At 71.5% G+C, this 17017-nt stretch carries 16 protein-coding genes; 7 read left to right on the forward strand and 9 right to left on the reverse strand.

The window, feature by feature from the left end:
- Positions 1-94 precede the first annotated feature (94 nt).
- The 3 genes from ATL45_RS20485 to cofC all read right to left on the reverse strand — a co-directional run bounded on the left by ATL45_RS20485 (position 95) and on the right by cofC (position 4279).
- Entirely contained in the window at positions 95-1078 is a 984-nt protein-coding gene (locus ATL45_RS20485; RefSeq protein ID WP_093146706.1) for an NUDIX hydrolase, read from the reverse strand.
- Positions 1079-1117: 39 nt separating this feature from the next.
- On the reverse strand, positions 1118-3406 hold the full coding sequence (locus tag ATL45_RS20490) for an RNA degradosome polyphosphate kinase (protein WP_093146705.1): 2289 nt from the start codon (positions 3404-3406) through the stop codon (positions 1118-1120).
- Positions 3407-3673: 267 nt separating this feature from the next.
- Complete coding sequence (cofC, locus tag ATL45_RS20495; RefSeq protein WP_439332497.1) at positions 3674-4279, reverse strand: 2-phospho-L-lactate guanylyltransferase; 606 nt, start codon at positions 4277-4279, stop codon at positions 3674-3676.
- 169 nt (positions 4280-4448) lie between these two features.
- On the opposite strand from cofC, the gene ATL45_RS20500 reads away from it, so the two are divergent.
- From ATL45_RS20500 to ATL45_RS20515, 4 genes are all read left to right on the forward strand, one after another.
- The gene (locus tag ATL45_RS20500) at positions 4449-5225 is read left to right on the forward strand and encodes a lysophospholipid acyltransferase family protein (protein ID WP_093146703.1); all 777 of its coding nucleotides are present in this window, start codon (positions 4449-4451) and stop codon (positions 5223-5225) included.
- Positions 5212-6219, forward strand: a complete 1008-nt coding sequence (locus ATL45_RS20505) for an NAD(P)H-dependent glycerol-3-phosphate dehydrogenase (protein WP_093146702.1) — start codon at positions 5212-5214, stop codon at positions 6217-6219. Before ATL45_RS20500 ends, ATL45_RS20505 begins: the two co-directional genes overlap by 14 nt.
- Positions 6220-6538: 319 nt before the next feature.
- Positions 6539-7639, forward strand: coding sequence for a cystathionine gamma-lyase (locus tag ATL45_RS20510; RefSeq protein ID WP_093146701.1), 1101 nt, complete (start codon positions 6539-6541; stop codon positions 7637-7639).
- 561 nt (positions 7640-8200) lie between these two features.
- Entirely contained in the window at positions 8201-8683 is a 483-nt protein-coding gene (locus tag ATL45_RS20515) for a cysteine dioxygenase (protein WP_093146700.1), read from the forward strand.
- A 25-nt stretch (positions 8684-8708) separates the two neighbouring features.
- Here the strand turns inward: ATL45_RS20515 and ATL45_RS20520 are convergent, their stop codons facing one another.
- Both ATL45_RS20520 and ATL45_RS20525 read right to left on the reverse strand, forming a co-directional pair.
- Positions 8709-9122, reverse strand: a complete 414-nt coding sequence (locus tag ATL45_RS20520) for a GNAT family N-acetyltransferase (protein WP_093146699.1) — start codon at positions 9120-9122, stop codon at positions 8709-8711.
- Positions 9119-9781, reverse strand: coding sequence for a pyridoxamine 5'-phosphate oxidase family protein (locus ATL45_RS20525; protein ID WP_246025457.1), 663 nt, complete (start codon positions 9779-9781; stop codon positions 9119-9121). Before ATL45_RS20525 ends, ATL45_RS20520 begins: the two co-directional genes overlap by 4 nt.
- Before the next feature lie 60 nt (positions 9782-9841).
- Here ATL45_RS20525 and pdxR point away from each other — a divergent pair, with 60 nt between their 5' ends.
- Both pdxR and ATL45_RS20535 read left to right on the forward strand, forming a co-directional pair.
- A complete protein-coding gene (gene pdxR, locus ATL45_RS20530; RefSeq protein WP_093146698.1) occupies positions 9842-11248 on the forward strand; it encodes a MocR-like pyridoxine biosynthesis transcription factor PdxR in 1407 nt (468 codons plus the stop codon).
- Between the two features lie 264 nt (positions 11249-11512).
- A complete protein-coding gene (locus ATL45_RS20535) occupies positions 11513-12604 on the forward strand; it encodes a D-alanine--D-alanine ligase family protein (protein WP_093146697.1) in 1092 nt (363 codons plus the stop codon).
- A 46-nt stretch (positions 12605-12650) separates the two neighbouring features.
- Here the strand turns inward: ATL45_RS20535 and ATL45_RS20540 are convergent, their stop codons facing one another.
- From ATL45_RS20540 to ATL45_RS20550, 3 genes are all read right to left on the reverse strand, one after another.
- Positions 12651-13361 (reverse strand): metallophosphoesterase family protein, encoded by a 711-nt coding sequence (locus tag ATL45_RS20540; protein WP_093146696.1) that lies wholly within the window; start codon positions 13359-13361, stop codon positions 12651-12653.
- Positions 13362-13395: 34 nt separating this feature from the next.
- The gene (locus tag ATL45_RS20545; protein WP_342775289.1) at positions 13396-13929 is read right to left on the reverse strand and encodes a DUF3515 domain-containing protein; all 534 of its coding nucleotides are present in this window, start codon (positions 13927-13929) and stop codon (positions 13396-13398) included.
- 183 nt (positions 13930-14112) lie between these two features.
- Positions 14113-14346 carry an Lrp/AsnC ligand binding domain-containing protein gene (locus tag ATL45_RS20550; RefSeq protein WP_093146694.1) on the reverse strand — a complete coding sequence of 78 codons (234 nt, stop codon included), beginning with the start codon at positions 14344-14346 and terminating at the stop codon, positions 14113-14115.
- A gap of 97 nt (positions 14347-14443) precedes the next feature.
- Here ATL45_RS20550 and ATL45_RS20555 point away from each other — a divergent pair, with 97 nt between their 5' ends.
- Positions 14444-15409, forward strand: a complete 966-nt coding sequence (locus ATL45_RS20555) for a thiamine-phosphate kinase (RefSeq protein ID WP_093146693.1) — start codon at positions 14444-14446, stop codon at positions 15407-15409.
- A gap of 249 nt (positions 15410-15658) precedes the next feature.
- Here the strand turns inward: ATL45_RS20555 and ATL45_RS20560 are convergent, their stop codons facing one another.
- Positions 15659-16993, reverse strand: coding sequence for an MFS transporter (locus tag ATL45_RS20560; protein WP_093146692.1), 1335 nt, complete (start codon positions 16991-16993; stop codon positions 15659-15661).
- Between the last annotated feature and the right edge of the window lie 24 nt (positions 16994-17017).

Consider the following 17017-nt stretch of genomic DNA (forward strand, 5'->3'; position numbering starts at 1 on the left):
CCCCGCAACCGGCCGGACGAACTTCCCCCGAGAAGCCCTGCCCGGCGGCGCGAGCAGCGCCCGCCCGGTGAGGGGCGAACCGCGCTTGCGCCTCTCAGGCGATCGGGTCCGGGAGGTAGTCCGCGGCCGCCAGGCGCAGCGGTGCGGCGCCGTTGTCGCCCGCCGCGCGCCGGAACGTCAGGGTCCACACGCTGCCCTTGCGGCTGGCCACCTCGCCCAGCCCGGTCAGCCCGCCGGAATCCGCCAGCCGGGCCACCAGGTCCGGGATCACGCCGCCCTGGCTGCACACCAGCGCCGGTCCCGCTCCGGCCGCCACCCGCAGCATCCGCGCCACGGCCGCGTCCGGATCGGCGAGATAGCCCTCCTCGGAGAACAGCGGCTCGGTCCCGATCGGCGTTCCCAGGTCCGCCGCGATGGGCGCGACCGTTTGCTCGCAGCGCACTCGCGGCGCGGAATAGACGCGGACCGGGCCGAACAACGGCAGCAGTGAATGCAATGCGTCGCGCTGCCGCTCTCCCGCTTCGGTGAGCGGGCGCAGCGCGTCATCGCCCGCCCAATCGGATCGCTTGCCCGCTTTCGCGTGGCGGACCAGCAATACCGTCGCCGACTCCGCGGGCAATTGCTCGAAGGCCTCCAGCACCCGCCCGTCGTGCGGATAGCTGACCAGTTCGCGCGCTCCGGCGACGGGCAGCCAGCGGAGTTCGTCCACTTCGTCGTTGCGGGCGAAGGACCCGCCGCTCGCGCGGGCGGCGAAGTAGTCCACGACCTTCGGCGCGGTCCCGCCCGGGGCCGGGACGTCGTAGCCGGTCCGGGCGAGGAAGCGGGTCAGCACGCAGGAAAACCCGGTCTCCTCGGCGACCTCGCGGACCGCCGCGTGCGCGGGCAGCTCACCGGGGTCGAGCTTGCCCTTCGGCAGCGACCAGTCGTCGTAGCGGGGGCGGTGCACCACCGCCACCTCCGGGCCGCCGGTGCCGTCGCGCCACAGCACCGCACCGGCGGCCCGCACGGTTCGCCCGGGAGCATCAGTCGGTTCGCCGTCGATCTGTTCGGTAGCCGGCTGGTTCTCGGTCACGCTCATCGTCCTAAAGCACTCTCGGCGTTCGGTCCCTCGGACTGCCTACGAGACCTTCGCCCCGTGCAGGCGCAGCATCTCCACCTGGTGGTCGCGGACCTGCTCACCGCTGCGCGGGGACGCCTCCCAGTCGCCCTTGGCGTTGAGCACCCAGCAGCGCGTCGACGGGTGCAGCGCCGAGTCGAGCATCGCGTTCAGCTGAGCGGTCAGCTTCGGATCGGTGACCCGGACCTGGGTTTCGATCCGGCGGTCCAGGTTCCGGTGCATCATGTCGGCGCTGCCGAACCAGTGCTCGTCGATGCCGATGAAGTGGAACACCCGGGAGTGCTCCAGGAACCGGCCCAGGATGGAGCGCACCTCGATGTTCTCGCTGAGGCCCTCGACGCCGGCCTTGAGGGAGCAGATGCCGCGCACCACGACCTGGACCGGCACACCGGCCAGCGACGCCCGGTACAGGGCGTCGATGATCTGCTCGTCGACCAGCGAGTTCACCTTCATCCGGATGCCGCACGGCAGGCCCTGCCGGGCCCGCTCGATCTCGTCGTCCACGCGGTCGACGATGCCGTTGCGGATGCCCTGCGGCGACACCAGGATCCGGCGGTACTCGCCGTGCCGGGCGTAGCCGGTGAGCACGTTGAACAGGTCGGTGAGGTCGGCGCCGATCTCCGGGGAAGCGGTCAGCAGCCCCAGGTCCTCGTAGATCCGCGCGGTCTTCGGGTTGTAGTTGCCGGTGCCCAGGTGGCAGTAGCGGCGGATGGTGGATCCCTCCTGGCGCACCACGAGCGCGGTCTTGCAGTGCGTCTTCAGGCCGACCAGGCCGTAGACCACGTGCACCCCGGCGCGTTCCAGGGTGCGCGCCCACTGGATGTTCGCCTGCTCGTCGAAGCGGGCCTTGAGCTCCACCAGCGCGACGACCTGCTTGCCCGCCTCGGCGGCGTCGATGAGCGCGTTGACGATCGGCGAGTCACCGGAGGTCCGGTACAGCGTCTGCTTGATGGCCAGCACGTGCGGGTCTGCGGCGGCCTGCTCGATGAACCGCTGCACCGACGTGGAGAACGAGTCGTAGGGGTGGTGCACCAGCACGTCGCCCTCGCGCAGCGTGGAGAAGATGCTCTTGGGCGTCTGGCCCTCGGCGAAGGCCGGGTGCGTGGCGGGCACGAACGGCGCTTCCTTGAGGTCCGGCCGGTGCAGCCGATCCAGCTGGAACAGGCAGGACAGGTCGAGCAGTCCCTTGACCTCAACCACGTCGTGCTGGTCGACCTCCAGCTCGCGCAGCAGGAGTTCGAGCATGTTCTCGCTCATCGTGTCGGTGACTTCCAGCCGCACCGGCGGCCCGAAGCGGCGGCGCGCCAGTTCCCGCTCCATGGCCTGCAGGAGGTCCTCGTCGCGGTCCTCCTCGACCTCCAGGTCGGCGTTGCGGGTGACCCGGAAGATGTGGTGCTCGGCGACCCGCATGCCGGGGAACAGCTTGTCCAGGTGCGCGGCGATGAGCTCTTCCAGCGGCAGGAAGGTGGCGCGCTCGGTCTCCCGGTCGGATTCCACCCGGATCAGCCGCGGCACGTTGTCCGGCACCTTGACCCGCGCGAAGCGCCGCAGCCCGGCGTCCGGGTCGGCGACGGTGACCGCGAGGTTCAGCGACAGCCCGGAGATGTAGGGGAACGGGTGCGCCGGGTCGACCGCGAGCGGCGTGAGCACCGGGAAGATGTGGTCCTCGAAGTAGCGGGTGAGCTTCTGCTGCTCGGCGGTCTCCAGCTCCGACCAGTTCTGGATGCGGACGCCGTTCGCCTCCAGCTCGGGCAGCAGCTCGTCGAGGAAGACCCGGCTCAGCTTCTCCATCAGGTCCTGGTTGCGGGCCGCGATGCGGGTCAGCTGCTCGTGCGGGCTGAGCCCGTCGGCGCTGCGCACCGACAGCCCGGTCTCCTCGCGGCGCTTCAGGCCCGCGACGCGCACCATGTAGAACTCGTCCAGGTTGGACGCGAAGATCGCGAGGAACTTCGCGCGCTCCAGCACCGGCTGCGACTTGTCCTCGGCGATGGCCAGCACCCTGGCGTTGAAGTCGAGCCAGGACAGCTCGCGGTTGAGGTAGCGGTCCTCGGGCAGGTCGGTGGAGGCCGCCGCGCGGGTCACCGCGGGTGGCGCGGAGGGGACGCGGGCGCCTTCGGAGTTCTGGCCGTCGTTCCGCAGCGGCGCCGCCGGGGTGGTGGCGGCGCCTGGATCACCGGCGCTCCGCGTCTGACGCGGAGCGCGACGGGTGGACCGGCCACTGGTGGTTCGCTTGGCGGGCTTCTCGGCCCGGCCGGTGCTGTCGGTGCTCACCCGCCCATTGTCGCTCATCGAACCGGTTCAGCCGATGTCTGTGAAAAGAGTTCATGGCCGTTTCGCGTCGTCGTTGTTCCCTCGAAGCGGATTTCCGCGGGAAGTGGTTCTCGCCACCAGGCGGGGGACGGCTCCCGGTGCGGGCGGAGTGGGCGATTTGGCCCTTTGGGCCGCGGTTCCGCTGGTGGCCCGTGAGTGTTTTGGGGCGCTATAACGCCTCAAAACACTCATGGGACCTGAGCAGTGCGAACGGAGCCGGTTCCGCGCACGGACCGCCGCCGGTCGCTAGGCGATCGCGGCCTTGGTGCGCGGGCCGAGACCGAGGGCGGTGGCGGCGCGCAGGTCGGCTTCCGTATCGACGTCGCAGCGCAGCGAGTCCCACGGACCGACGAGCGGTTTCGCGCCGGATCCGGCGTGCGCGTCGGCCGAACCGGAGCCGAAGCGCGGATCGAGCGGGCGCCCTGGCTCGGCCAGCAACAGCGTCGTGCCGGTGCCGTGGTGGTCCGGGCAGAACGAGCGATCCGCCCCTGCTGCGCGGATCGCCGCCCCCAGGTCGTCCGGCCGGAGCGCGGGCAGATCCGCTTGCAGCGCCCCGACCCTGGCCACCCGCGCCCGGAGCGCGGCGTCGCCGTGCCGCAGCGCCGCGTTGAGCCCGGCGGCGGGCAGGTCCGCGAGCACTTCCACGCCCTCGGCGGTGAACTCCGCGGTCAGCGCCGGATCGGAGGTGACCACGACGATACCGGCCACTCCGTCGGCGCGGCGCGCGGCGGCCACTGTGTCCAACGCCACGGCCATGACCAGCTCCGCGTGCGCTTCCGGCCGGCGCGCACCCTCGCCGAGCAGCCGCGACTTGGCCAGGTGCAGCGGTTTGATCGGCACGACGAGGTGCACCGCAGGGCAGTCCTGCTGCGAGAACCGGCGGTCCGGCCGGTCGTTGTTGGCGGTCACGCCTCCATCTTCCCGGCACGCCCGACGCGGCCGCGGAACCGACTCGTTGCCGGGACGCGGGCCGGGGCGGGGTAACTTTGCGGGCGCTCGCGAGGAGAGATGAGGAGATGCCGTGGCGGAACCGAAGAGCCTCCGGCGCCAGCGGAGGCAGAGCAGCGAGAAGGCGCGGGGCATGGGCAAGTTCTGGCTCGGCCTGGCGCGCGCGGTGTTCTACCCGCTGACCGGCGCGCTGGCCCGCACCGAGGTGCGCGGCCTGGAGAACATCCCGGCCGAGGGCCCGGCGCTGCTGGTGCTCAACCACGTCTCCCACCTGGACCCGGTGTTCGACGCGGTCACCGTGCACCGTGCAGCGCGGGTGCCGCGCTTCCTGGCCAAGCACACCCTGTGGAACGTCCCGGTGCTCAAGAGCGTGCTGGTCGGCGTGGAGCAGATCCCGGTCTACCGCGGGACCGCGGACGCGCAGAAGAGCCTGCGGGAGGCGCACCAGGCGCTGGGGCGCGGCAAGACGATCGTGATCTACCCGGACGGCACCATCACCAAGGATCCCGACGGCTGGCCGATGACGCCGAAGGTCGGGGTGGCCCGGCTGGCGCTGGCCCACGACATCCCGGTGATCCCGGCGGCCCGCTGGGGCACCAAGGACGTCTACGACCACTACAAGAAGCGCTTCCGCCCGTTCCCGCGCAAGACGGTGAAGTTCGCCTTCGGCGAGCCGCTGGACCTGTCGGCCTACCGCGGCATGGAGCACGACGGGCACGCGCTGCGCGAGGTCACCCACCTGGCCATGAACCGGGTGCGGGACCTGCTCGGCGAGATCCGCGGCGAGGAACCGCCCGCCGAGTTCTACAGCTCCGCGCGCAAGAAGCGTGGTGACGATGGCGCGGCCTGAGCGGATCGCGGTCCTCGGCGCGGGCTCCTGGGGCACCACCTTCGCCAAGGTCCTCGCCGACGCGGGCAGCGACGTCGTCCTGTGGGCGCGCCGCGCGGAGGTCGCCGAGGCGATCAACGAATCCCGCTGCAACGCCGGGTACCTGCCCGGCGTCCGCCTGCCGGAGTCGTTGCGGGCCACCGATGACGCGGCCGCCGCGGTGCACGACGCCGACGTGGTGGTGCTGGCGGTGCCGAGCCAGACGCTGCGCGAGAACCTCGCGGGCTGGCAGCCGCTGCTGCCCGCGGACGCGACGCTGGTGAGTCTCGCCAAGGGCGTCGAGCTGAGCACCCTGAAGCGGATGAGCGAGGTCATCGGCGAGGTCGCGGACGTGCCGATGGAGCAGGTCGCGGTGGTGTCCGGGCCGAACCTGGCCAAGGAGATCGCCGCCGAGCAGCCGACGGCGACCGTGGTGGCCTGCGCCGACCACGACCGCGCGATCGCCCTGCAGCACGCCTGCTTCACGCCGTACTTCCGGCCGTACACCAACACCGATTTGATCGGCATCGAGATCGCCGGCGCGTGCAAGAACGTGATCGCGCTGGCCTGCGGGATGGCGGTCGGCCTCGGTTTCGGGCACAACACGATGTCCTCGCTGATCACCCGCGGCCTGGCCGAGACGACGCGGCTGGGCGTCGCGCTCGGGGCCGACCAGATGACGTTCGCCGGGCTGGCCGGGCTGGGCGATCTGGTCGCCACCTGCATGTCGCCGCTGTCGCGCAACCGGACCTTCGGCGAACGGCTCGGGCGCGGCGAGACCCTGGCGCAAGCCCAGGAAGCGGCGCACGGCCAGGTCTCCGAGGGCGTGAAGTCCTGCTCGTCGATCCGCCAGCTCGCCGCCCGGCACGGCGTGGAGATGCCGATCACCGACGTGGTGCACCGCGTCTGCCACGAAGGGCTCCAGCCTGGCCCGGCGGCGGCGGAACTCCTCGGCCGCGAGCGCAAACCGGAGTAGTAGGAATTTCCGGGCTTGTTCCGCGCGGCGGTGCGGGTGGCGGAACCTCAGACGCCGCCTGGCTCCGGGATCCCGTTCTGATGTATGTCCGATACACGGCGAACGGGCTGTCCTCGCCAAGAGCCCAGTCTGGGCGGGCGCAGTCTGAGAACCCGCGGCGGTGCAAGCGTCGTAGGTGGGTTGTGCGCCTACGGCGCAAGCGATCACTTCTGCGGTCTGAGCACGTGGATCGCCGCGCCTGCGGCACCAGCAAAGATGAACAGGTTCAACAGCGGGGCACGGCGTTGATCCAGAGCGATTCGTTAGGTGAGTGGTGAGCATGTCGGAACTCGGTGACGGCACGCGGTGCGTGCGGGGCGGGCACCCGGAACCGGTCAGCGGAACGCCGATGCTGCCGGGGCCGGTGTTCGCCGCGCCGTTCCACCTCGGCGAGGACTTCCAGGGCGGCGACTCCTACGGCCGGTCGGGCAATCCCACCTGGCGGGCGCTGGAAGCGGCGATCGGCGACCTCGACGGCGGGCACTGCCTGCTGCTGCCCTCGGGCATGGCCGCGATCAGCACGGTGCTGCGCGCGGTCCTGCGCCGCGGTGACGCGCTGGTCGTGCCCAGCGACGGCTACTACGCGACGCGGAACTTCGTGCGCGACGAACTCACCGAGCTGGAGCTGGACGTCCGGGAGATCGGCACGCCCGGCCCGTGGACCGACGACGTCTTCGCCGGAGTCCGCCTGGTGCTGCTGGAAACCCCGTCGAACCCGGGGCTGGACGTGTGCGACATCGCCGAGCTCGCCGAGCGCGCGCACCGGGCGGGCGCACTGCTCGCGGTGGACAACACCACGGCGACGCCGCTGGGACAGCGCCCGCTGGAGCTGGGCGCGGACATCGTCATCGCCAGCGACACCAAGGCGCTGGCCGGGCACAGCGATCTGCTGATGGGGCACGTGTCGGTGCGCGACCCCGAGCTGGCCGAACGGCTGGTGCGCGCGCGGACGCTGTCCGGCGCCATCCCCGGGCCTTTCGAGACCTGGCTGGTGCACCGCAGCATGGGCACGCTCGACCTGCGCCTGGCGCGGCAGGCCGAGAACGCCGCCGCGCTCGTCGCCGCGCTGCGGGAGCACCCCGCGATCTCCGGGCTGCGCTGGCCTGGCGCGCCCGGCGACCCGTCGCACGAGCTCGCCCGGCGGCAGATGCGCCGCTGGGGCGGGGTGTTCCGGTTCGAGCTGGCCGACGCGGCGGCGGTGGAGGAGTTCGTCCGCCGCAGCGAACTGGTGGTGGCGGCGACGAGCTTCGGCGGCCTGCACAGCACCGTCGACCGCCGCGCGCAGTGGGGAGACCCGGTGCCGGAGGGCTTCGTCCGCTTCTCGGCGGGCTGCGAAGACCCGGCGGACCTCGTCGCCGACGTCCTCCAAGCCCTCGCCTGACAGTACCGCCTCACAGTCCCGCCTCTCCGCGATTTTCAGTGGTGGTGGCGTTGGGACGCTGTCTCGCGTTTTCGGGGTTTCTTGTGGCTGGGTTGCGTCACGGTCCCCTGAGGTGCGGTTGGGTGGGTATCGGGACTGTGCTCGGCAAAGTCGTCCTGGGTGGGGTTGTGCGGCAGTTTTGCCGGTAACTGACCGGACGTTCCGGGCGCCCGCGGTGTCAGTTCCAGGCAGAACTGACACCCGTCCCGGCCGGACCTTGCCGGGGCCTTGACTGGGTGATGGTCAATTTCGTGCGAAATTGACCGCGGCCTAGGTGGCGGGGGTGGTGGTGTGGGATGGGGCACACTCCGTGGTGTGAGATCTCGCCGGGGCGAGTTGACGGGGCCTCGGCCGGGCTGGTTGAGTTCTCGGCATGTTGTTGCGCGCCATGACCGGTCGGCGGGGTCACATCGACCTCCACCGCGTTGCCAGCGCGCTCTGTTCTTCGTGCTGATCGATCCCTGGTAATCCCCGGGCTCTCGCACGCCCGGAACCCACGCCCGATCCCGAAGGACTTCGCACGTGTTCGCCGTTCCGCCGAATACCCTGGCCGTCGCTGCCGATCTGACCACCGCGCACCCGGTGCGCATCGCCCGGGAGCTCGCCACCGACCGCGGTTCCTGGACCCACCTGCTTCGCTACGACCCCGATCAGCGCTGGTTCGGCCTGCTGGCCCGCACCGAGCACTACGAGGCGTGGCTGCTGAGCTGGCTGCCGGGCCAGCGCACCGAGCTGCACGACCACGGCGGCGCCACCGGTGCCTTCACCATCGTCGCCGGCGACCTCACCGAGCGCGTCGTGCGCGGCGGGACCACCGAGGTGCTGCACCAGCTCACCGCCGGGCAGTCCCGCGTGTTCGGCCCCGACTACGTGCACCAGGTGACCAACTCCGGGCCGGATCCGGCGGTGAGCATCCACGTCTACCGCCCGGTCCGCTCGTCGATGACGACCTACACCCACGATCCGATCACCGGTCTGCACCCGGTCGGCACCCGCTCCGCCTGAGCACCGTCCACAGCGGACTCCGGACTCAGGCGGCCTTGGTGAAGTGGAACGACGAGATGGCGAAGCCGGACGTCAGGTAGCGGCGGTGCGCCTCGTGCCGGTGGGTGCCGGAGTCGAGGTGCACCTGGGCGGCGCCGATCCGCCGCGCCTCCTCGTCGATCCACGCCAGCAGCGCGGCGCCGTGCCCCTGGCGTCGCGCGCTCGACGCGGTCACCAGGTCGTCGACGTAGATGTGGTGGCCCCAGGCGAAGCACAGCCCGGCGCGGAATCCGGCGACCGCGGCCACCTCGCCGTCGCTGATCGCGGCGATCATCCGGTAGCCCTGCGCCTGCTGCTGCTTGGCCTGGGTCAGGAAGTCCTCCAGCGAGCCGATGTCCGGGCGAAGTTCGCGCAGGACCGGGTAGGCCGGGGTGAAGTCGTCGAGCTCGTGCACGGTCATGCCGGGTACCTCCGCTCCAGCACGTGCGCCGGGATCCCGAACTCCGGCGCGAGGTCGTCGGACGGTTCCGGCGCGCCCCACCGCGTTTCCAGCGGCAGGACTCCGGCCCACGCCTTGTCCGCCTCGACGTCCTCGGGATCGTCGTTGGGTCCTCCGCCGCGCATCTTCACCGCGGCTTCGGTCAGGTCGAGCGCGATGACGGCGGTCGCGGCCAGCTCCCGCTTGGTCGGCTGCCGAGCGTGCTCCCAGGATCCGGGAGCCAGGTGGTCGGTGATCACCTGCAGCGCCCGCCACTTCTCGTCGGGGTCGGTGACCTGGCGCGGGCGGCCGTGGATCACCGCGGACCGGTAGTTCACGGAGAAGTGGAACGCCGAGCGCGCGTAGACGATGCCGTCGAGATGCGTCACCGTCACGCAGATCTCCGGCTCGCCCGCCGCCTCCCGCAGGCTCCGCGCGCCCGTGGAACCGTGCAGGTAGAGCGTGTCGCCGCTGCGGCCGTAGCCGGTGGGCAGCACCCGCGGCGCGCCGTCGACCACCACACCGAGGTGGCAGATCAGGCCGGCGTCGAGCACCGCGTGCAGCTCCTCGCGCTCGGTGCGGGCGCGCTCGCTGCCGCGGCGGATCGTGGACCGTTCGGTGGGGGAGAGCTGTGAGGTCACGGGCACCAGGATCTTCCGGCAAGTGGCATTATCGAAGTGCCAATCGGGGAGAATTTCGAAATGCCACATGCCGTGCCCGCGAGCTCGCCGCTGCTGGAGCTCGCCATCGACCTGCGCCGCGACGACCCGCGACCGCTCGCCGTCCAGCTCGCGGACGCGCTCCGGCACGCGGCGACCATCGGCCAGCTGCGCGGCGGCGACCGGCTGCCGTCGACCCGCGCGCTCGCCCGGCACCTGGAGGTCAGCCGCACCGTGACGGCCGCCGCTTACGAGCAGCTGCACGCCGAGGGCTGGATCGCCGGTCGGCACGGCTCGGGGACCTACGTCACGACGAGTCCACCCGGTGCGCGGGTGGAAGGGCCGGACGGCGGGGCCGGGGTCGCGGGCGAGGCCCCGGAGCCGAACGTGGTGCTGACCGCCGGCGTGCCCTGGGCCGAGGGCATCGACCGAGCGGCGTGGCGGCGGGCGTGGCGGGCGGCGGCCGATGTGCCTCCGGACTGGAAGCCGCACCGAGCGGGCGTGCCCGCCTACCGGGAAGCCGTCGTCGAGCACCTGCTGCGGCACCGCGGTCTGGTGCTGGGCGGGCTGACCGTCGACAACGTCCTGGCCACCGGCGGCACCACCGCCGCGGTCATCGAGCTGGCGTCCGCCGTGCTGGGGCCGGGTGACGCCATCGCGGTGGAGGAGCCCGGCTACCAGCGCGCGGTCGGCGCGTTGAAGTCGGTCGGCGTGCGGGTCGTCCCGGCCCGGGTGGACCACGCCGGGATCGTGGTCGACGCCATCCCGGAGGGCGTGCGCGCGGTCTACTGCTCCCCGGCGCACCAGTACCCGATCGGCGGCCGGTTGCCCGCGGAGCGCCGGATCGCGCTGGTGGAGCGTGCGCGCGCCGAGGGGTGGCTGATCGTCGAGGACGACTACGACGGGGAGCTGCGCTACGACGTCGCGCCGCTGCCGGTGCTCGCGTCGATGGCGCCGGACGTCGTGGTCCACCTGGGCACCACCAGCAAGATCATCTCGCCGACGCTGGGCGTGGGCTGGATGCTCGCCCCGGACCGGGTTGCCGCGGCGGTGGTGGAGCGCCGCGAGCTCACCGGCACGAGCCCGGCGCCCGCGGGCCAGCGCGTGCTGGCGGAGTTCGCCCGCAACGGAGACCTCGGCAGGCACCTGCGCCGCTTGCGGCGGGAGCTCTCCCAGCGCCGGGCGCTGGTGGTGGAGGGCCTGACGGCTGAGGGCGTGGAGGTGTTCGGCGACCGCGCAGGCGCCCACGTGGTGCTGCCCCTGCCGGACGCGGAGGCGGAGCAGCGGGTGCTCGCCGAGGCGGAGGAGCACGGGCTGGTCCTCGACGGCCTGCGGCGGCACCACTGCGGCCCGCAGCAGTGGTTCGGCCTGGCCCTCGGATACGCCGCGTGCTCCCGCGACGAACTCGCCCGGGCCCTGCCGATCGTCGCCCGCCTCTGCCGTCCCTGAGCCTCGGCGCGTCCCGTGCCGAGGCCCGGCGACGGGCGTCACGCAATTTCAATTGAAATCAGACGTCCAATTTCAATTGAAATCGCGGAGGTCCTCCGCGCCGACGACGGAGCCGACGACACGCCCCGGCGTGTCCGGTGTCCGACACGCCGGGGGAGAGGCGCGTGCGGAGCGCATCGGAGTGATCGCGGAGGGTCGTTCGGGTGATCTGTGCGGGCGCAGGTTGTGAAACGACATCATGGCTGGGCAGGTATGGTCCGGCCCATGACACAGCGCAAGACCCGGGTGGCGGTCGTCTTCGGCGGCCGCAGCACCGAACACGGCATTTCCTGCGTGTCCGCAGGCAGCGTGCTCGCGCACCTGGACCCGGACCGCTTCGAGATCGTGCCGGTCGGCATCACCCGCGAGGGCGCCTGGGTGCTCGGCACCGACGACCCGGAGCAGCTGGCGATCCGGGACCGCAGGGAGCCCGCGGTCGAGGCGGGCACCGCCATCGCGCTGCCCGGCGACCCCACCAAGCGCGACCTGGTGCTGCTGGAGCCGGAGCGGGGCGGCGAGGTGCTGGCGGCCGTCGACGTGGTGTTCCCGGTGCTGCACGGAGCCTTCGGCGAGGACGGCACCATCCAGGGCCTGCTGGAGATGGCCGACGTGCCCTACGTCGGGCCGGGCGTGCTGTCCAGCGCGGTGTCGATGGACAAGGAGTACACCAAGAAGCTGCTCGCCGCGGAGGGCCTGGCGGTCGGCCGCTACGAGGTCCTGCGCCGCGATCAGTCCACGCTGGACGACGCGCAGCGGGAGCGGCTCGGGCTGCCGGTGTTCGTCAAGCCCGCGCGCGCCGGCTCGTCGCTGGGCATCAGCAAGGTCACCGACTGGGCCGACCTGGACGCCGCGATCGCCGAGGCGCGGCGCACCGACCCGAAGGTGATCATCGAGGCCGCGGTGGTCGGCCGCGAGATCGAGTGCGGCGTGCTGGAGTTCCCGGACGGCCGCATCGAGGCCTCGCAGCCCGCCGAACTGCGCGTGACCGGCGAAACCGACTGGTACGACTACGAGTCCAAGTACCTCGACGACGTCACCGAGTTCGACATCCCGGCCAAGATCGGCGACGACGCGATCGAGCAGCTGCGCTCGGACGCGGTGCGCGCCTTCCGCGCGCTGGAGTGCCAGGGCCTGGCCCGGGTCGACTTCTTCCTGTCCGAGGCCGGCGAGCTGATCGTCAACGAGGTCAACACCATGCCGGGCTTCACGTCGATCTCGCTGTACCCGCGGATGTGGGCGCACAGCGGCGTGGACTACCCGACCCTGCTGACCACCCTCATCGACACGGCGATCACCCGGGGCACCGGCCTGCGCTGATCCCGGACGGCCCCGGCTCCACCGCGGAGACCGGGGCCGTACTGCGTCAAACGGCGTGGTGGAACGTCGTGGTGACGGTGCCGTCGTCGTCGATGCGGTGCAGGGCCATGCCGGGCGGGCCGTCGCTGGACAGGAGCGGCCGGCGGTTCGGCGCGACCCCGAGTTCGGACACGACGCCCGGAGCTCCGAGCACCGGCACGCCGGCCAGCGAGGACACCAGCGGCGTGTGCACGTGCCCGGACAGCACGGCCACCACGCGCGGGATCCGCTGGATCAGCCCGGACAGCGCTTCGGGGTTGGTGAGCGCAATCGCGTCGACGTAGGAGTGCCCGATCAGGACCGGCGGCTGGTGCACCGCGAGCACCACCTGGTTCGCCCCCTGCGCCGCCGCTTCGGCGGCCCGCGCGGTCTCCTTGCGGAGGAAACCGTGGTCCTCGCCGGGCACCGTGACGTCCAGCCCGATCACCCGGACCTGCCCGGCTTCGACGACCGGGCAGCGGTCCTGCCGCAGCTCGGCGCGCAGGGTCGCCGGGTCGTCGTGATTGCCCGGGATGGCGATCCACGGCGGCCGGTCCCGCATCGCCTCGGCGAAGACCTGGTACTCCGCCGGCTCGCCGTGATCGCTGATGTCGCCGGTCACCACGACCGCGTCGGGGCGGCGAGCCGCGGACAGGTCGAGCACCCGCCGCAGCCGTTCGGCCGAGGCGGGGTCGTCGGTCAGGTGCGGGTCGCTCACGTGGAGCAGAGTGGCGCTCATGCGCCCGAAGCTAGTGGATCTCCGGCCCGGGGCGTCAGGGGAAGACGGGTTGCTTCGGGAGCTTCTCGCCGAGGATCGCCGAGAGGTCCTGCAGCGGCCCGGTACCGGTGCCGCCGGGAACGCTGAGCGCGACGTAGACCGGGCGGTCGACCGCCAGCCACGAGGTGTCGCCGCCCTGGTTGATCTCCAGCCAGCTCACGCCGGAGACGTCGACCAGCTGGGCGGTGGGCGTCAGCTCGGCGGGCGCGCCGATGCCGCAGCGCACCGTGATCGGGTCGTGGTCGCCGTCGCCCCACGCGATCGTCGCGGGCGGTGCGGGCTGCGCCAGCTCGCGGCGCGGGACCAGCGCGTCGCCGACCTTGAGCTCGCGCGGCAGCGCGCCGACGACCGCCGCGCACTCCGGCGACTCCGCCTCGGGCGCGGGGATGGGGGCGAGGGCCAGCGGGCCCGTGCGGCGGGCCTGCTCGGCCTCTTCCACCGCGAGCTGCTCCTGCCGAGCGCTGTACCAGCCGTACGTGCCGATGCCGGCGACCGCCAGGGCGAGGAGCGCACCGAGCGTGATCGCCACGATCAACACCGGCCGGGGCACTCCGGTCGCTGATTGGTGAACCACGCCGTCCACTACAACACGGCGGCCATCGGTGCTGGGCACCGGCCTGGCCGCGGGTCTCTCCCGCGGTGCGGAGCACCCTCGGATCCCGGTGAGCCGCAGCCCGCGCGGGACCGGAGGGTGCTCGTCATCCCAGCAGGATCACAGGTGCACCACCGGACAGGTGAGGGTCCGGGTGATGCCTTCCACGTTCTGGATCTTGGCGACGACCATCTTGCCGAGCTGGTCGACGTTGTCCGCTTCGGCGCGCACGATCACGTCATACGGACCGGTGACGTCCTCGGCGCTGAGGACTCCCTGGAAGTCCTTGATCTCGCCGGCCACCGCAGCTGCCTTGCCGACTTCGGTCTGGATGAGGATGTAAGCCTGAACCACGGCGTGCCCCTTCGTCTTGCCGATGTGCTCGGGGTAGGAAACTGGCAGAAAGCTACCCCATCGGACCGAGCGGATGCTCAAGGAAGGAAGGTCCCAGTTGGGTCCTGATTCATCGCAGGACGCACAGACCGTTTCCCAGTTGGGTGAGTTCGGTCTCATCGGTCGAGTGACATCGGGCCGGGTTCAGTCACCCGGCACCGTGCTCGGTCCGGGGGACGACGCCGCGGTCCTGGCGGCTCCCGATGGGCGGGTGGTGGCGACCACCGACGTGCTGGTCGAGCAGGTGCACTTCCGCCTCGACTGGTCCACCCCGCACCAGGTGGGGCGCAAGGCCGTCGCGGTCAACCTCTCCGACATCGCCGCGATGGGCGCGGTGCCCACCGGCCTGCTGGTCGGGCTCGGCTGCGCCCCGGACCTGCCCGCCAAGGTCGCCGACGAGCTGCTCGACGGCATGTGGGAAGAAGCACAGCAGCTCGGCATCGGCATCATCGGCGGCGACATGGTGTCGGCGAGCTCACTGACGATCTCGGTCACAGCGCTCGGCGACCTGCAGGGCCGGGAGCCGGTGACCCGCGCGGGCGCGCGGCCCGGTGACGTGGTCGCGGTGGCCGGCCGGCTGGGCTGGTCGGCGGCCGGGCTGGCCGTGCTCGGGCGCGGCTTCCGCTCGCCGGTCGCGGTCGTGGGCGCCCACCGCGTCCCGGAACCGCCGTACGCGGCGGGCCCGCAGGCGGCGCTGGCCGGGGCGACGTCCATGGTCGACACCTCCGACGGGCTGCTGGCCGACCTGGGCCACATCGCGGCGGCCTCGCAGGTCGGCATCGACGTCCGCACCGAGCAGGTGGAGGTGCCGCAGCGGCTGACCGAGGTGGCCTCCGCGCTCGGCGCCGACGCCCGGCACTGGGTGCTCACCGGAGGTGAGGACCAGGCGCTGGCCGCGACGTTCCCGGCGGGCCAGCCGCTCCCGGAGGGCTGGCGGGAGATCGGCGTGGTCGCCGAAGGCGAGGGCGTCACAGTCGACGGTGCCCAGTACGAAGGCCCGATCGGCTGGGAGCACTGGAGGTGAGAGCCTGTCCTAGGCGCGTCTTGCATGGCGGTGCGGGTGGCGGAACCCTCAGACGCCGCCTGACTGCGGGATCTCCTCCTGATGTATGCCGATTACACGGCGTCGGAGCTGTCCTCGCCAGGCGACGTCTGAGAACCCGCGGCGGTGCAAGTTGCCAGGGTGGGCTAAGCGGCTGCGCCGCTTACAAGCGGATTCGAAGTGCGAAAGGGCCCGGTGCGCCGCAGCGCACCGGGCCCTTCTGCGATGTCGTCAGCTCGTCGCGGACTTCGCCGCGGACGGCGCTTCCTGCATCAGCGGCTGGCGTGCGGTCTCCTTCATCAGCAGGATCGGCACCAGCGCCACCAGTGCGGCCGCCATCAGGTAGTACGCCGGGAAGAAGGTGTTCCCGGTGCCCTTGACGACCGCGTCGTTCACCAGCGGCGCGGTGCCGCCGAAGATCGCGGTGGAGAAGTTGTAGCCGATGCAGAAGGCCGCGTAGCGGACCTTGGTCGGGAACATCGCGGGCAGCGTCGCCGCCAGCGGGCCGATCAGCTGCACGTGCCCGATCGCCAGCAGCGCCAGACCGCAGACCGTGGTGAGCACGGTGCCCTGCGCGATCAGCATGAACGCCGGGATCGGCAGGACCAGGAAGCAGATCGCCGCGGACAGGAACAGCGGTTTGCGGCCGATCCGGTCCGACAGCGCGCCGACCGGCGTGATGATCACCATCATGAACACCACGGTGAGCAGCAGCGGGACCAGCACCTGGTACTCCTGGCCAGGCGCCACATGGAGGGTGTCCTTCAGGTAGGTCTCCATGTAGGTCAGGATCGTGTAGTTCGCGATGTTGATCAGAACCACGATGCCCATCAGGATCAGCAGCTGCCGCCACCACTCCTTGACCAGGTCCTTCAGCGGCGACTTGGCGACCTGGTGGGTCTCCTCCAGCTGCTTGAACGCCGGGGTGTCCTCCAGCTTGCTCCGGAGGTAGAGACCGACGCCGCCGAGCGGACCGGCGATCAGGAACGGAATGCGCCAGCCCCAGCTCTCCATCGAGGCGCTGTCCAGATTCAAGATCAGGATCGTCGGCACCAGGGCGCCGAGGCCGAATCCGGCCAGCGTTCCGAATTCCAGCCAGCTGCCCCAGAAACCGCGCTTGCGGTCGGGCGCGAACTCGGCGATGTAGGTGGCCGCGCCACCGTATTCACCACCGGTGGAGAAGCCCTGCAACAAGCGGCACAGCAGCAACAGCATCGGTGCGAAGATCCCGATGGCGCTGTAGGTCGGCAACAATCCGATGACGAATGTGGAGCCCGACATCAGCAAGATGGTCAGGGCGAGTACCTTCTGCCGCCCGATCCGGTCGCCCAGCGGCCCGAAGAACAGGCTGCCCAGCGGCCTGAACAGGAACGAGATGGCGAAGACGCCGAACGCGGAGACCGTCTCCAGCGGCCCGGGAAAGAACTGGTGACCGATGTAGACCGCGACGTAGGCGTATACGCCGAAGTCGTACCACTCCGTGCAGTTTCCGATTGCGGCGGCGCCGACTGCGCGGCGCAGCAGTGACCGCTGTTCGGGCGATGTTTCGGTTTCCTGCGAAGTCATGAGTTTGCGGCCCACCTCCGGGTC

Origin of the sequence: Saccharopolyspora antimicrobica, assembly GCF_003635025.1 — a bacterium.
Taxonomy (GTDB): Bacteria; Actinomycetota; Actinomycetes; order Mycobacteriales; family Pseudonocardiaceae; genus Saccharopolyspora; species Saccharopolyspora antimicrobica.

Excerpts from the sequence above, each read along its gene's own strand:
- ATL45_RS20485 (WP_093146706.1), bottom strand. The coding sequence starts at position 1,078 with ATGAGCGTGACCGAGAACCAGCCGGCTACCGAACAGATCGACGGCGAA.
- ATL45_RS20490 (WP_093146705.1), bottom strand. The coding sequence starts at position 3,406 with ATGAGCGACAATGGGCGGGTGAGCACCGACAGCACCGGCCGGGCCGAG.
- ATL45_RS20505 (WP_093146702.1), top strand. The coding sequence starts at position 5,212 with ATGGCGCGGCCTGAGCGGATCGCGGTCCTCGGCGCGGGCTCCTGGGGC.
- ATL45_RS20510 (WP_093146701.1), top strand. The coding sequence starts at position 6,539 with ATGTCGGAACTCGGTGACGGCACGCGGTGCGTGCGGGGCGGGCACCCG.
- ATL45_RS20520 (WP_093146699.1), bottom strand. The coding sequence starts at position 9,122 with ATGACCGTGCACGAGCTCGACGACTTCACCCCGGCCTACCCGGTCCTG.
- pdxR (WP_093146698.1), top strand. The coding sequence starts at position 9,842 with ATGCCACATGCCGTGCCCGCGAGCTCGCCGCTGCTGGAGCTCGCCATC.
- ATL45_RS20535 (WP_093146697.1), top strand. The coding sequence starts at position 11,513 with ATGACACAGCGCAAGACCCGGGTGGCGGTCGTCTTCGGCGGCCGCAGC.
- ATL45_RS20540 (WP_093146696.1), bottom strand. The coding sequence starts at position 13,361 with ATGAGCGCCACTCTGCTCCACGTGAGCGACCCGCACCTGACCGACGAC.
- ATL45_RS20560 (WP_093146692.1), bottom strand. The coding sequence starts at position 16,993 with ATGACTTCGCAGGAAACCGAAACATCGCCCGAACAGCGGTCACTGCTG.